Genomic DNA, 15,474 nt, shown 5'->3' on the forward strand with positions numbered 1-15,474 from the left:
CTTTGATTCAAAATTGAATCTATAGACTAAATTATTTTTTGAGTAAGCAAAATTACAGATGTTTTAAAATGTATTAATCAAACCATTCCAAAACACCATTTTCCATCAGCCCTTTCACCTGAAAGTCGTCGGTAAATAATACTAAATAAGCCAGATAATCGGGTGCAATTTTCCCTAATTCATGATCAACTGAAGCAACCTGAGCGGGATAAGCGGAAGCCATTTTCAGCGATTCTTCCAGGGAAATACCTGCTTTTTCCACACAATTCTGAATGGCTTCAATCATAGAAAGGGCAGAACCTGAAAGTGTTCCCTTACTATCTACAAATTTACCGTTAGCTAAGGTAAATTTATAATCTCCGGAAGTATCTTCCGTTACAGCATCGGTGATAAGAAATAGTTTATCTCCTTTAATTTTTTTGGAAACTCTGACAGCCGGAAAATCACAATGAAAGCCATCGGCAATAATACTAGCCCAAACATCAGAATCGTATGCTGCACCAACCAGTCCTAATTCCCGGCTTTGGTATGGCGACATGGCGTTGAAAAGGTGGGTAACTCTTTTGATTCCTTTACTGAAAGCTTCTTTTGCCTGATAATAAGTAGCATTAGAATGCCCGGCGGATAATTTAACCGGACTATCCAACAGCAATTTCAAGGCAGCATCAGTAAACATTTCAGGAGCGATGGTCATATAAGTATTCAGTCCTTCTGTTGCCTCTAAAATCTGTTGAATAAAAGCCTCGGTTGGTTTTTGAATAAATGACTCAATATGTGCCCCTTTTTTTACAGGATTAAAGAACGGGCCTTCCAAATGTAAACCCAGTAAGCCTTTTTTTCCGGATTTCTGATAATTTTTACAAGATTCAATGGCTTCCCACATCATTTCTGTCGGGGAACAGTTAAGCGTAATCTGAAAATGAGAAGTTCCGGTTTTGCGATGCTGAATATATGTTTTCTCAATAGAATCCTCTGTTGGTTTACTTGAGAAAAGGCTTCCGCCCCCGCCATATACCTGCAAATCGATAAAAGAGGGAGAGACGGAAAGTCCTTTTAAATCTATGATTTCCGCATGGGAAGGAATCTCATTTTCATCAATAATTCCAATGATTTTATTCCCTTCCGTTAAAACTGCTTTTTGCTGATGTATCTGATCCGAACTGAATATTTTGCCGTTTTTGAGCGCCTGCATGTGAGATATCTGAAACGTTAGTTGATTGTTTTTCCTGATAAATTTAATGAAGAAGTATGGAAACCTTATCCTTTTCTTCCGGAATAAAATGTTCCTGGTTTCAGATATTTACTACCTCAAGTACTATTTTCCAGCTACCTTTACTTTCCTGTTTCCAGATTCTGAAATAACTGCCGTATTTCCCTTTGGTTTGTACTATTCCCTGAACACAGGCAAGGTCTCCCGAGCTTGCAAGCGTTGTTTTCATACCTGTAAAGACCAGACTTTTATCTGCTTTTTTGCTCAGAAAATCGGTAGCTTCTTTGATTCCATACACAGAAACCTGACCATTGTACAATAACCTGGCGTTTTTTGATAAGTGTGGTTCATATGGATTAACAGCTGTTTTGGCATTTTTGCTGTAATAATGATCTGCCATGAAAACAAACCTTTCTGCAATTCCCTGATTTTTAGGCAATGGTGATGAAAATGATGAAAATGCTTCTGTAATAGTGCCCGGATATGGGTCAAGGGGTTTTGTATGAGTTGAGCCAAGGTCAAAAACGACCTTCCATGCACCATTACTTTGTTTTTTCCAGAAGGTGGAAAATGTTCCGAAAGCAGTAGGTTTGTCACTTGAAGCAGATGGATGATATTGCCAGTTGCCAACAGTGTATCCGAGGTCACCGCTGTCTGAAATTTCAGCGAAATAGGGTTGCCATGTTAAAACACCTTTAAAATCACGGTTCTGCCAAAAGGTTTTGGTATTTCTGGGCTGACCTTTTTCATAATCAACCGCATCATCACTGAGAAAATTCACAAAGGCATTTTTTGTGCCTTTTTCTGCAGAGAATTGTGCGAATTCAAGTTCTGCTGCAACCATTTGCCTGATACCCTCCCTGGCATTCGATTGAGCGGATATGCCAAATGAGAAAAGGGAAAAAGATAATACAAGTAAAAACCTGAAATGAAGTTTTATGTTTGAAATGGGCAAATGAGTCATAAAAATTAAATTAGAGTAATCGAAGACTTAAAAATACTTAAAAACCTTCATTTTTATTAAAACGAGTTTTAAAGCAGTTCATTTTGTCTGGAAATCCTGCTTAGAGTTCTATTGCCATTTAACGGTAATCCAGATATCGGTATTTCTTCCTCTGTCGTCCGAGCAGGAGATTTTGATTTTTCCGGCCTCCGGTTTAAAAAATACATTCTGATTCGCCGGGACTTTTTTAAATAATTTATCATTAATATACCAATATACTTCCTTAACGCCATTATTGACCTGGCAATCAAGCAATAATTCAGGATTGTCTTCTTTACTCATGAAATATTCTGAACCATCTGTGGGAAAGGAAATAACCGGAGCATTGTCATTGAAAATTCGGGTACAATCCGGATTATGCGGAGGAATTTTCTGGTAGTTGATATGCCTGGTTTCATAAAATCTGACCAATTCAGGACTTAGATTCGGATATAATTTTTGAATAACTCCTTCTGAGGGAAGGCAGCGATTACAAAAGCTCATCGTTTCAGAAGGATTTACCCAGATGTTTTTCAGATGACTGCATCGTGTCATTTTTGAAACACCGGGAATATAATAATCAATAATCTGATGTGTACAGAAATCTTCAGGAAGATCTCCGCTTTCTGCACAAACTTTTCTCATTGAAACATTTTCTGGGGTTCGAAACCATTTTTCAGAAGAATTATAATCGGTGAAATTGAAGATGTCGAACAGTAAAGGGGTTGCAATATTCGCTCCCGAAAGCTCCGGGACACCCTGCCCTGAAAAGTTGCCAACCCAGACACCTATCGTGTATTTAGCATTGTATCCTATGCTCCAGGCATCTTTTTTGCCAAAAGAGGTTCCGGTTTTCCAGGCAATTTTAGGCATTCTGTAAGTATAGTCGTAATTATTGGGTAAATCAGGCCTTGTAACCTGATTCAAAATCTGTGTGATAAGGAATGAAGATTCAGGTGAAACAATGGCTTCTCCTTTTACGGCTTCATCTGAAAAGTTTTTCAGGAATTTTGCTTTTGCATAATAACCCTGATTCGCAAAAGAGGCATATAAATTACTCAGTTCTTCCAACGTTACCCCACATCCGCCAAGAATTAAGGACAAACCAAGTTTAGAGGAATTTTTCCGGATTGCCTGAAAGTCTGATTTCTTCAGTTTTTCTATGAAAACGGGTGTTGAGACTTCTTTAAGTACTTTTACCGCAGGAATATTCAGTGAATTGGCAAGTGCATATTCTATGGAGACTTTTCCATGAAAAAGTTTGTCAAAGTTTTCAGGTTCAAATCCTCCGAAATTAGTCGGAACATCATTAATAGCAGTTTTGGGAGTAATGATACCTTTGTCAAAAGCTGTGGCATATAACAAAGGTTTTAACGTACTTCCGGGAGAACGGATCGCCTGAATCCCGTCCACTTGTCCGCCATCTGCCGGATTATAAAAATCCGAAGAGCCGACATAGGCTTCTACCTGATGGGTTTGGTTATTAATGACAATAGCAGCAGCATTATGAATATTCATCGAAAATAACCTGCTTACATAATTTTTAACAATCTGTTCAATCTGAAGTTGTTTGTTCCGAATAATGGAAGTATGAATATTGGGAATGGTTTTATATTCCTTTTGTAACCTGACCGATAAATGAGGGGCTAATTTAGGCGCTTCATTCCTGACCGCATTTAATGGTTCGGAAAGTGCGTCTTCAATCGTCTGGCTGTCAAAAATACCGGCTTGCTGAAAGGATTTTAGCCACTTATTTCTTTCTTTAAGAATCAAGGCATTTTTCGTTCCTAATCTCAGACTTGAGGGGCGGTTGGGAATAATGGTCAGGGTTGTAATTTCTGCCAGGCTGAGTACTTCCGGGGATTTCTTAAAATAAAGAATAGAAGCAGATTTAATGCCTTCTATATTGGAACCGAAGGGTACCAGATTGACGTAGAGCTGGAGTATTTCATCTTTTGAATAATGCAGTTCTAATTGCAAAGCCCTGAAAATCTCGGTCAGTTTATTGAGATAGGTTCTTTCTTTCGGGTAAAGCAGGCGAACCACCTGCATACTGATGGTACTTGCTCCGGATGTTCTGCGGCCTGTTATGACATTTCTGAAACCTGCACGGAAAATGGCAATCGGGTTAATACCAAAATGCCAGCGAAACCATTTATCTTCTTTAAAAATAATAGCCTTTTCAAGTTTGGGCGAAATTTCCTGCAATTCCGTAAACATTCGCCATTTATCCTGAGAATTTAGAAAAGCATGAAGAACTCTTCCATCAGAATCAGTAATTAAGGTAGAATATTGTGGATTAGTCTGAAGAGGAAAAATCAGGTCAAGGCTAAAAATCAGGATAATAATCAAAAAAAATCCCCGGATAAATTTATTCCGGAAGAACCTGTTTCCAAACATCTTTCGTATAAAGCCAGAAAAAGCAGGGAATGTTTGAATATTGGCAGAACTCTTCACTATATTTCGGGTCTAATTGTTTGTTATATTTTTTGCAATTTGCAAAAAAACCTGATAGATAAACGATCTTAAAATATTGATTTATGAAAATTCAATTTCACGGAGCAGCCAGACAGGTAACGGGTTCCAAACATTTGATTATTACAGAGCAGGGAACCCGGATTCTATTGGATTGCGGACTTTTCCAAGGATTGAATACACATGAACTGAATCAGAATTTTGCTTTTAATCCGGAAGAGATTGACTATGTGATTCTCTCTCATGCGCATATCGACCATACAGGCCTGTTACCCCGCTTAGTTGCAAAAGGGTTTTCCGGTCCGATTTATTGTACTGATGCTACAAAAGATTTGGCTGTGATTCTATTGGGTGATTCTGCCCGGATTCAGGAGAATGACCTGAACAGGATAAATAAAAGACGTGCCAACAGAGGAGAAGAGCTACTGGAAAACCTTTATTCAGCAGACGATGTTGAACAGACAATCAGCCAGATGATTTCGGTGAATTTTAGGGAAAAAGTGCAGATTTGTGAGGAGGTGAGTGCTTATTTTACAGATACAGGACATATTTTAGGTTCCGCAGCAGTTTCTCTGACTATTAAGGAAGGAGAGAAAGATATTAAGTTGTTTTTCTCCGGTGACATTGGCCGGCCAAATGATAAGATTTTAAAGAATCCTGAGGCATTTCCTCAGGCCGATTATATTATTTGTGAATCAACTTATGGGGCGAAATTACACGAAAAAGAGACAGATGTAAAAGCTCATTTGCAGTCTATTGTTCAAAGAGTTTGCGTCGAACAGAAAGGAAAATTACTGATTCCTGCCTTTTCGGTGGACCGGACTCAGGAACTGGTTTATGCTTTGGATCAATTGGCGCAGGAAGGCCAGTTACCTCCGATCAAAGTTTTTGTGGATTCTCCCTTATCAGTAAATGCCACATATGTTATGAAAAAACATCCGGAATGCTTTAATCCGGAAATTTTAGAATATTTAAAACATGGAGACGGAGATGCCTTCGGCTTTCCTAATTTATACTACGTTTCTTCCACAGACGATTCAAAAAAGTTGAATGATCTTAAAGAACCCTGTATTATAATTTCATCTTCAGGAATGGCTGAAGCAGGTAGAATCAAACATCATATTGCCAACAATATCGAAGATATCCGCTGCTGTATTTTACTGGTAGGTTACACTACCGCCGATAGCCTGGGTGGGCAATTGAAAGCGGGTAATAAAAAAGTGACAATTTTTGGAGATCAATATGATGTGAGGGCGGAAGTTGTAGTAATGGACTCTTTTTCAGCTCATGCTGATTATCAGGAAATTATTGAATTTCTATCCTGCCAGGAGCAAAGCCAGGTTAAAGAAGTTTTTCTTGTACACGGAGAATACGAAACCCAGCAAATTTTCAGACAGAAACTTATTGATATAGGCTGGAATAATGTAACAATTCCCGCCATGCGTGAAGAGGTAATATTGAATTGATCAGTTTTTCTGAAAAACTCCGGAATTAATGAAAAAATCATATAATGCAGAACCGGAGCATTTTCAAAATCAGTAAATTGCAGTTTCTCGGCATTTTAGAAAGGGATACTGTTGTCAGCGTATTGAAATGAAAAAGGTTTTAACATATTTATAAAGCATTTCGTTAATGAGAAATATGATTTTATAAATGTAAGATCCTAAAGCAAACACACCGTGTTTATAAAAAATCATAAAATATTTGTGTCTTTACTCTTCATTCTTATGGCGGTTTGCTATGGCTGTAAAAATGAAGAGCGGCCAATTGTAGATCCGGAAAATCCTCAAAATGAGTATAAAGTTTTTACCATAAAAGAAGGGGATCATTATAGCGATAATGCCGGAATTGCAATTCTTAATAAGGATAGTTTAGATTTTCAGGTCATTTTTGACAGCAGTGCTGTTTACAAAAATGTTATTCCTGAAAATCAGCATGATATTAATAAACTTATCGGCTTTTCAGACTGTAATACCGGACACCTTGAAAATAGTATCCGGATTGGATGGCGGTTTAGTGATGATTCCCTCAGGTTATTTGCTTTTGCCCATAATGATGGAAAAATGATTGAAAAAGAGATTTCAACTGTTGAAATCGGGAGGGTTGTAACGGGTAAAATAAAAGTGGTTAATTCTGAGTATTACTGTACAATTAATAACAAATCAGATTCTCTTCCCAGATTTTGTACAGGTACTGTAAACAGCAGATACATGCTTTATCCTTACTTTGGCGGGGATGAGGCGGCCCCTCAAAAAATTACGATTAAACTGAAGTATGATTAACTTACAATGCCAGCGCATTGTTCCAGTCTTCAATCATGTCGTCGATATTTTCCAGTCCAACCGAAACCCTGAGTAAATTTTCAGGCGTTGAACTATGAATACCTTCCACCGATTTCCGATGTTCAACAAGACTTTCTACACCTCCCAAGCTGGTTGCAGTGGTAAACAATTTTAGCTTTCCGGTAATTTCCATGGCTTTTTGCTCATTTCCCTTCACCTGAACAGAGAGCATTGCTCCGAATCCAAGCATCTGTTTTTTGGCGATTGCATATTGAGGGTGTGAAGGGAGACCCGGATAGTGTACGGCTTCAATTTCAGGGTGATTTTCCAGAAAAAGAGATAGTTTGTATGCATTTTCCGTTTGCGCCTTTACCCTTAATGGTAATGTTTTTATTCCCCGGGTAATTAGCCAGCAGTCAAAAGGAGAAGGAACTCCTCCGGTGAGCTTCTGAATATCTCTGAGTTTTTGGGCTAATTCATTATCCTTTTTCAATACTAAAGCTCCTCCGAGGACATCGCTATGGCCGCCAAAATATTTGGTAGTAGAATGCATAACAATATCTGCATCCAGATTCAGAGGCTGCTGCCCAACTGGTGATGCCCAGGTATTATCTACTACACACAGCGCATCGTTTTCATGCGCTATTGCAGCAATGGCAGTGATATCTGAGATTTTTAATTGAGGATTGGAAGGCGTTTCAATCCAGACTAATCGGGTATTCGGACGAATTGCTGCTCTTATATTTTCAGGATTTGTCATATCGACCATTGTCATTTCCAGCCCCCATCTGCTGAATACTTCCTGAATTAAGACATTGGTAGCAAAATAGGCATCGTTGGGTGTTATAATATGATTGCCCGGCTCCAGAGACTGAAATAAAGCCGTGGTTGCCTGCATGCCTGAGGCGAAAGCGAAACCAACAGCCCCATTTTCCAGTGAGGCAATACTTTTTTCCAGTGTTTGTCTGTTCGGATTATCTGCCCGGGTATAAATATAGCCATTTGCATAGCTGCCATCAGTTTCCCGTTCGAATGTAGTCGAGAGGAAAATCGGGGAAGCCACAGATCCTGCATTTTTATCCTCAAACCGGGTACTGGTAATTGCTAAAGTCTCTATTCTCATTGGATTATGGTTTGTTGATTTACAATTGCAATATATAAAAAGAGATGTAAAACAGCATATTACAGGGTAGGGGCACAGGTATCAAAAATTAGATTTGCATATTATAGATTCTGTCATAATTTTACACAGAAAAAGTCAACATAAATACTTTGTTAAAACGATGAATCAAAATAATTCCAGGAGAGATTTCCTGAAAAAAGCCTCTTTAGCTGCTACGAGTTTTTATATAGTTCCCCGTCATGTTTTAGGTGGAAAAGGATTTACAGCTCCTTCTGACAAACTGAATATTGCTGCCATCGGATGTGGAGGAAAAGGCTGGAGTGATATTAATGGCGCCTGGGATAATGGCAAAAATAATATTGTTTCACTTTGTGACGTAGACGATCGTCAGGCGCAGGAAGCGTATAAGAAATTTCCTGATGCAAAAAGATATAAGGACTTCCGTGTAATGATGGAAGCCGAGAAAAATAATATTGATGCTGTAACTGTTTCAACTCCAGATCATACTCACTATGTAGTGGCAATGGCTGCCATGCAGCAGGGAAAACATGTTTATGTTCAGAAACCTCTCGCACATAATATTTACGAGGTACGTAAAATGACTGAAGCTGCCCGTCAGTACAAAGTTGTTTCACAAATGGGAAACCAGGGTGCTTCCGGAGATGGCGTTCGCAGAATGATGGAATGGTATAATGCCGGACTCATCGGAGAGGTAAGTAAAGTTCATGTCTGGACAAATCGCCCTGTCTGGCCACAGGGAATTGCCAGACCTACCGGAAAGTTTGATGTTCCAAAGGAACTTGACTGGGATTTGTGGTTAGGCCCTGCGAAATGGGAAGACTACAATCCTGCTTATCATCCTTTCAACTGGCGTGGATGGGTAAATTATGGTACTGGTTCGCTTGGAGATATGGCTTGTCATATGATGGATCCTCCTTACAGAGTATTAGGTTTAGGTTACCCTTCTGAAGTAGAATGCAGTATGACGGAAAACTGGGTTGGCTCATTCCAGCAGGGATATTTTCCTGAAAGTTACCCGGCATCTTCAATGATTCATCTGAAATTCCCGAGAAAAGGAAAGTCGGACGTAAAGATGACCTGGTATGACGGAGGACTTTTACCTGAACGTCCGGAAGAGATTCCTGCTGACGTAAAATTAGGTGACTGGAGCGGAGGAGTTCTTTTAATTGGTACAAAAGGTGTTATGATGTGCGGCGTGTATGGTTCAAATCCTACACTTTGGCCTGAAAATAAACTGAAAGCTGCCGGAGAAAAACTTCCGGTAAGTCTTCCGAGAGTAGTCGGAGCTGATAATGAAGGACATTACCAGCAATGGCTTGCTGCCTGTAAAGAGGGGTATGGCAAGCATAAGCCGTTAAGTTCTTCTTTTGATTATGCTGGACCAATGTCTGAATCTGTTTTAATGGGGAATCTTGCTATCAGAAGTTATTTCTACAGAACGCCTAAAAAAGATAAGCAATGGCTGCAAGACTTTGATTATCCGGGACGCAAGAAACTTCTTTGGGACGGTGTAAACATGAAAATCACCAATTTTGACGAAGCCAATCAGTTTGTAAAGAGAGAGTATAGAAATGGCTGGACTTTATAATTTTTGAATACCCGGGAGAAAGAGGAGGGTTGAGACTCTTTCATAAAATCCATATAAACTTTACAAGCTTACAAAACCCAATTAACAATGAATTCGGATAATCAAAAAACAGAAAACTCTCGTAGGAGCTTTATCAAAAATGCCTCAATGGCTATGGCTGGCTTTTACATCGTTCCCCGTCATGTCCTGGGTAAAGGATTTGTTGCACCAAGCGATAAATTGAATATCATGGGCATCGGAGGCGGTGGAAAGGGCTATTCAGACATTATGAACTCATGGAATAACGGTGCAGAAAACATCGGTTCTATTGTGGATGTAGATGATCGTCAGGCTGCAAAGATTGTGTCAAAATTCCCTGGTGCAACACGTTACCGTGATTTTAGAATTGCCCTGGAAAAGGAAAAAAGTATTGATGCTGTAATTGTATCTACTCCTGACCATACGCACGCTACAATTGCGATGGCTGCCATGTCAATGGGAAAACATGTGTATGTGCAAAAGCCTTTAACTCATGATATTTTTGAGGCAAGAGTTTTAGCAGATGCTGCTAAAAAGTATAAAGTAGTAACACAAATGGGAAACCAGGGTTCTTCTGGAGACGGTGTTCGTCAGATGCAGGAATGGTTTAACGGTGGTGTTATTGGTAAAGTTCATACGGTTCATGTCTGGACAAACCGTCCTGTTTGGCCACAAGGTATCAATTATCCTGTTGCTAAAATGGACGTTCCTTCTGAATTAGATTGGGATTTATGGTTAGGCCCTGCGCCTTGGAGAGAGTTTAATTCAGCTTTTGTGCCGTTTAAATGGAGAGGCTGGTGGGATTATGGTACCGGTGCACTTGGAGATATGGGTTGTCACCTGTTAGACCCTCCTGTCAGAGTTTTAGGTTTAGGTTCTCCAACTGAAGTTGAATGCAGCGTCGGATCGGTATTTGTAAAAGACTGGAATCCGGAATATATTCCTGAAGGCTGTCCGCCGTCTTCGATTGTTAATTTGAAATTTGATGCAAGCAGTAAGAATAAATCTGCGGTTAATCTTACCTGGTATGACGGAGGTCTTCGCCCGCCTCACCCTGAAGGAGTTGATGCCAATGAAATTTTAGGTGATCCGGATGGTACAAATGGTGCAATTCTGATCGGAACGAAAGGTATCATGGTTTGCGGGACTTATGGAAAAACACCTAAAGTTTTCAAAAATGGTAAAAGAGTACCTGAATCTGAATTGCCTAAACCATCTATTGCAAGGGTAGAAAATGGAGATAATGGTCATAATTATCAGTGGGTAAAAGCATGTAAGGCTGGTTTTGGCAATATGGAAGTAAGCTCTCCGTTTGAATATGCCGGACCATTTACTGAGACCGTTTTGATGGGAAATCTGGCTATCAGAAGCTACATGATGCGTACCACCAGCTCAGATGGTAAGTTGTCCTTCCCTGGCCGTAAAAAGTTGTTATGGGATGGCGCAAACATGAAAATTACCAACTTTGAAGAAGCCAATCAATATGTAAAACGCGAATATCGCACTGGTTGGAAATTGTAAGTTTAAATGGACAATAAAATGTTGAAAAGTTCGGGAATATGTTTCCCGGACTTTTTTTTCATTATTGAATGATTCCGTTAAATTTGAGCGAAATAAATGGGTTTTGTAAAAGACCATTTGGCTTATTGCACAGAAAAGTCATTATTTTTGTATTTCCAACAAATTCCCCTAAACAATGAATTTAAATATCTCTTCGAACTCAGAGAAATCAAATGTTTTTGAACAAGTAGCCTCAGAATTGGCCAAAGAAAACTTCAAGGTGATCAAGCAGGATCAGACTCGTCCATGGGGAGGTTTTTTTGTACTTGATGAAGAACAGGCTCCAGCTTTTGCTGCGAAGTATTTTCCACATCTGGAAATGTCTGAAATCCAGATTACAAATAAACTTAGTCCGAAAATTTTGATCGTAGCGCCTCAGAAACGTCTTTCATGGCAATATCACTTCAGAAGAGCCGAAATATGGAAAGTACTTTCCGGTATCGTAGGGGTAAAAATCAGTCCGACTGATGAAGAAGGCGAAGAAGTAAAACAACTCGTTCCGGAAACTTTCATTCAAATGGATAAAGGAGAAAGACACCGTCTTATCGGATTGGAGAGCTGGGGAATTGTAGCCGAAATCTGGCAGCATACAGACCCGGAATTGCCATCTGATGAAGATGATATCGTTCGTTTACAGGATGATTTTGGTCGTTAAAATTCAACTTTGTCAGTTAAATATATCCTGAAAAAGCCATTTGGAATTCTGTGAAGTCTTCCAAATGGCTTTTTTCTTTAATTAAAATAAAAGTTTTTGTAACTAAATTATTATCAATAGCTTATCAGCTATCCTTTTATCACAATTTCTCCAAAAATCTTTTTAAAAAACGCTATTTTTGACAAAAAAGTAAAGTTACGTCTTTTCTTCCTGAGGGATATTTTATGACTTTTTTGATATTATTTTGGCCATAAGAAAGATAGCCATTTTCCGCTTTACCACTCATCAGATTATACCGCAAAAAATCACAAAAAACTTTGAACTAAAGTAAAGTTTCCATAGTTTCGTTATTGGAAACTTTGTAAACCTAAAAAGTTTCTTGTCCCAACGAATCAAATTAAAGTGGAAATCAAAGAAAGAATTATAAAAAAGTCCAAAGAGCTTTTTTTTCGTTACGGTGTCAAATCTGTTACGATGGACGACATTGCCCACGATTTGGGTATTTCCAAAAAGACCATTTATCAGAACTTCAACGATAAAGATGAGATTGTCTATCAGGTAATGCTCATGGAGCTTGAGGATGATAAATGCCAGTATATGCATTTGTCTGAAGTTACTAAAAATGTTATTGAAAAGTTAATCAAAATGTCAGACTTGCTCAGACTTCATATTGCAAATATGAACCCCTGTACTGTGTTTGATATAAAGAGATACTATCCGCGTTCATGGGATCTTTTCAGAAAACACAAAAAAGACTTCATTCTTGAGCAGATTACAAACGAATTAAGAGAAGGAATTGCCGAAGGGCTGATTCGCTCTGAAATAAACCTCGACGTGCTGGCATTGCTTCGGCTTGAGCAGGTAGAGCTGGCGTTTAATGATGAAATATTTCCTCCTGAAAAATTCAATATTCTGGACATACAACTGGAATTTTTGGATCACTTTACCAGGGGAGTAATGACTGAAGAAGGACTCAAAATCTATAATCAATACAAAAATCAGCAGAAACATGACAAATAATTATTCGGGTAAGATGCTACTTTCGGGTGTTTTACTCTTTTTTTCAACTTATGCCAGGGCACAACAGGCCTTTACTTTGAAGGAAGCTGTTGATTATGCAGTAAAAAATCATATTAATGTAAAGAATGCCCAGACAGATATTCACAGTGCATCAGCCAGAGTGAATGAAATTAAAGCAATTGGTTTACCTCAAATCAATGGAAATGTTGGTTATACCAATAACCTGATTATTCAAAGGGTGTTTATTCCGGCGAAAACATTTGACCCTTCAGCTTCTGAAAGTGATGTGGTTGCAGCAGAGTTCGGTGTAAGAAATAGTGGTACCGCAGGAGTGAGTTTAAATCAAATTCTCTTTGACGGCTCTTACACATTAGGTCTTAAAGCAGCTGATGTTTACCGTGAACTTTCTCAAAAATCACTTACTCAGACGAAGCAGCAGGTTGCGGAAAACGTAACAAAAGCTTATTACAGCATTTTGGTGAATGAAGAACGTGTGAAGCTGTTGAACCTGAATATCGGCAGAATAGATTCTTTATACAGAGAAACCAAACGTTTGAATGAACAAGGTTTTGCTGAGAAACTTGATGTGCAAAGAATTGAAGTTCAGGAAAATAACCTTAAAATAGAACTGAAAAATGTAAATCGTTTACAGGAATTAAGCTATTATTTGCTGAAATTTCAGATGGGCATGAAAACAGAAGAATCAATTGCTTTGACAGATAAGATGGAAAGCATTAAAATCGCTGATTTTTTACCGCAGATTGATCAGAATTACAAGTATACAGATCGTATTGAATATTCACTTTTGCAGACACAGGATCGTTTGGGGCAACTTGATGTAAAGAACCAGAAAGTAGGATATTTACCTAAAGTATCTTTAAATGCTGCTTATAACTACGGAACAGGCCGTCCGCAATTCGGAGATTTGTTTACCAAACCCTGGTTTAACTCAGCCTCAGTAGGTTTCTCGATTCAGATTCCGATATTTGACGGTTTCTCAAAGAAATTTAAAATTATCCAGTCTGAGAACGCACTTCAAAAGATCAAGCAGAATATGAATCTTCTTGAAAATACCATTGATTTCCAGGTTAAACAAGGCCAGATTACCCTGAAAAACGCATTCGAGACACTTCAGGAGCAAAAAGCAAATATGGATTTGGCTAAGGAAGTTGTAAGAGTTACAAAAATCAAATATGAGCAGGGAGTCGGCTCAAACCTTGAGGTTGTAAATGCTGAATCTTCTTACAAGGAATCGCAAACCAATTATTTCTCAACACTTTATAATGTGTTGATTGCAAAAGTTGATTTGGATAAAGCTCTTGGAAAATTATATAACGACTAATGACAGGATATTGAAAATGTCCTTTACTCTATAAAAAATTAAGAAATTCAAACATCGAAAGTAATGAAAACTAAATACTTACTATTATCAACTGTACTTCTTATAGCCTCTTGCAGTAAACCAACTGATAAAAAAGCTGAATTAGCTTCTCTGAAAACTCAACAGAAGGAATTAGAAGGAAAGATTAAAGTTCTTGAAAAAGAATTGGGAGCAGGTTCAGAAGGTAAAAAAGAAAATGAGAAAATTGTTGCAGTAACTGTAACGCCTTTAGCCAGTCAGAATTTCAAACATTTTGTAGAGGTTCAGGGTGTTGTGGAGGCTGAAAATACAATCAATGTTGGTCCGCAAACAGGAGGTGCTATCACAAGTTTGCTCGTTAAAGTTGGTGACCCCGTAAGTAAAGGACAATTGATCGCCACGATTGATAACAGTATTCTGAAGGAATCTTTAGAAGAGATCAAACAACAGTTGAGTCTGGCAACAACCCTTTATGAAAAGCAGAAATCATTGTGGGATCAGCAGATCGGAACAGAAGTTCAGTTTCTGACAGCGAAATCTAACAAGGAATCTCTTGAGAGAAGAATTGCTACCATGAAAGCTCAGTTAGCCCTTACAAGAGTTACTGCTCCAATTGCCGGAACCGTGGAAATTGTAAGATTGAAAGAAGGAGAAATGGCGACACCGGGTATGGGAATTATTCAGTTGGTAAATCTTGGAAAACTGAAAATTACCTCTAAAGTAGCTGATACTTATCTTGGTTCGGTGAAAAAAGGAGATAATCTCGTTATTAAATTCCCGGATATTAATAAAGAACTGGACGCAAATATTTCAGTGGTTTCAAAAACTGTAAATGCCGTAACAAGAACATTTGATGTTGAGGCAAGAATCCCCAATGCAAGCGGGTTGCTGAAACCAAATCAGTTGGCAGTACTTAAAATCAATGACCAGTCGAAGAATAGTGCTATCGTAATTAATCAGAACATTATTCAAAAGACAGAATCAGGGGATATTGTTTATGTTGCCGGCGAAGAAGCAGGAAAGAAAGTGGCAAAGGCCCGTAAAGTTAAAACAGGTTTAAGCTATAACGGACAGATTGAGATTTTGGAAGGACTTTCAACAGGAGATCAGATTATTACAGAAGGTTTTCAGGAGTTAGTTGACGGACAAGCTATCAGTTTCTAAATTGAATATTGGTAAT

General features: G+C 38.6%; 12 protein-coding genes. 8 read left to right on the plus strand and 4 right to left on the minus strand.

Translation table 11 applies throughout. From position 1 onward, the window contains the following. Positions 1-73: 73 nt before the first annotated feature. From nagA to pbpC, 3 genes are all read right to left on the minus strand, one after another. Positions 74-1,192 carry an N-acetylglucosamine-6-phosphate deacetylase gene (gene nagA, locus BM179_RS20325; protein ID WP_092019008.1) on the minus strand — a complete coding sequence of 373 codons (1,119 nt, stop codon included), beginning with the start codon at positions 1,190-1,192 and terminating at the stop codon, positions 74-76. A gap of 100 nt (positions 1,193-1,292) precedes the next feature. Further along, a complete protein-coding gene (locus BM179_RS20330) occupies positions 1,293-2,174 on the minus strand; it encodes a YybH family protein (RefSeq protein WP_092019009.1) in 882 nt (293 codons plus the stop codon). Between the two features lie 108 nt (positions 2,175-2,282). Further along, on the minus strand, positions 2,283-4,592 hold the full coding sequence (pbpC, locus tag BM179_RS20335; protein ID WP_092019010.1) for a penicillin-binding protein 1C: 2,310 nt from the start codon (positions 4,590-4,592) through the stop codon (positions 2,283-2,285). Positions 4,593-4,732: 140 nt separating this feature from the next. Between pbpC and BM179_RS20340 the strand changes: the two genes are divergently transcribed. Together BM179_RS20340 and BM179_RS20345 are read left to right on the plus strand one after the other, a co-directional pair. After that, positions 4,733-6,133: an MBL fold metallo-hydrolase RNA specificity domain-containing protein gene (locus BM179_RS20340; RefSeq protein ID WP_092019011.1), complete on the plus strand. Its 1,401-nt coding sequence runs from the start codon at positions 4,733-4,735 to the stop codon at positions 6,131-6,133. A gap of 240 nt (positions 6,134-6,373) precedes the next feature. After that, positions 6,374-6,949: a hypothetical protein gene (locus BM179_RS20345; protein ID WP_143095281.1), complete on the plus strand. Its 576-nt coding sequence runs from the start codon at positions 6,374-6,376 to the stop codon at positions 6,947-6,949. A 1-nt stretch (position 6,950) separates the two neighbouring features. On the opposite strand, the gene BM179_RS20350 is transcribed toward BM179_RS20345, so the two are convergent. Continuing rightward, positions 6,951-8,072 (minus strand): trans-sulfuration enzyme family protein, encoded by a 1,122-nt coding sequence (locus tag BM179_RS20350; RefSeq protein ID WP_092019013.1) that lies wholly within the window; start codon positions 8,070-8,072, stop codon positions 6,951-6,953. Between the two features lie 160 nt (positions 8,073-8,232). Here BM179_RS20350 and BM179_RS20355 point away from each other — a divergent pair, with 160 nt between their 5' ends. The 6 genes from BM179_RS20355 to BM179_RS20380 all read left to right on the plus strand — a co-directional run bounded on the left by BM179_RS20355 (position 8,233) and on the right by BM179_RS20380 (position 15,458). After that, entirely contained in the window at positions 8,233-9,681 is a 1,449-nt protein-coding gene (locus BM179_RS20355) for a Gfo/Idh/MocA family protein (RefSeq protein ID WP_092019014.1), read from the plus strand. A gap of 87 nt (positions 9,682-9,768) precedes the next feature. After that, the gene (locus tag BM179_RS20360) at positions 9,769-11,220 is read left to right on the plus strand and encodes a Gfo/Idh/MocA family protein (RefSeq protein ID WP_092019015.1); all 1,452 of its coding nucleotides are present in this window, start codon (positions 9,769-9,771) and stop codon (positions 11,218-11,220) included. Between the two features lie 175 nt (positions 11,221-11,395). Then, a complete protein-coding gene (locus tag BM179_RS20365; RefSeq protein ID WP_092019016.1) occupies positions 11,396-11,914 on the plus strand; it encodes a cupin domain-containing protein in 519 nt (172 codons plus the stop codon). Positions 11,915-12,316: 402 nt separating this feature from the next. Further along, entirely contained in the window at positions 12,317-12,934 is a 618-nt protein-coding gene (locus BM179_RS20370; protein ID WP_177219467.1) for a TetR/AcrR family transcriptional regulator, read from the plus strand. Next, positions 12,924-14,276 carry a TolC family protein gene (locus BM179_RS20375; protein WP_229632996.1) on the plus strand — a complete coding sequence of 451 codons (1,353 nt, stop codon included), beginning with the start codon at positions 12,924-12,926 and terminating at the stop codon, positions 14,274-14,276. Before BM179_RS20370 ends, BM179_RS20375 begins: the two co-directional genes overlap by 11 nt. A 63-nt stretch (positions 14,277-14,339) precedes the next feature. Then, positions 14,340-15,458: an efflux RND transporter periplasmic adaptor subunit gene (locus BM179_RS20380; protein WP_092019018.1), complete on the plus strand. Its 1,119-nt coding sequence runs from the start codon at positions 14,340-14,342 to the stop codon at positions 15,456-15,458. Positions 15,459-15,474: the final 16 nt, after the last annotated feature.

The sequence above is a fragment of the Pseudarcicella hirudinis genome (assembly GCF_900115665.1).
Lineage (GTDB): Bacteria > Bacteroidota > Bacteroidia > Cytophagales > Spirosomataceae > Pseudarcicella > Pseudarcicella hirudinis.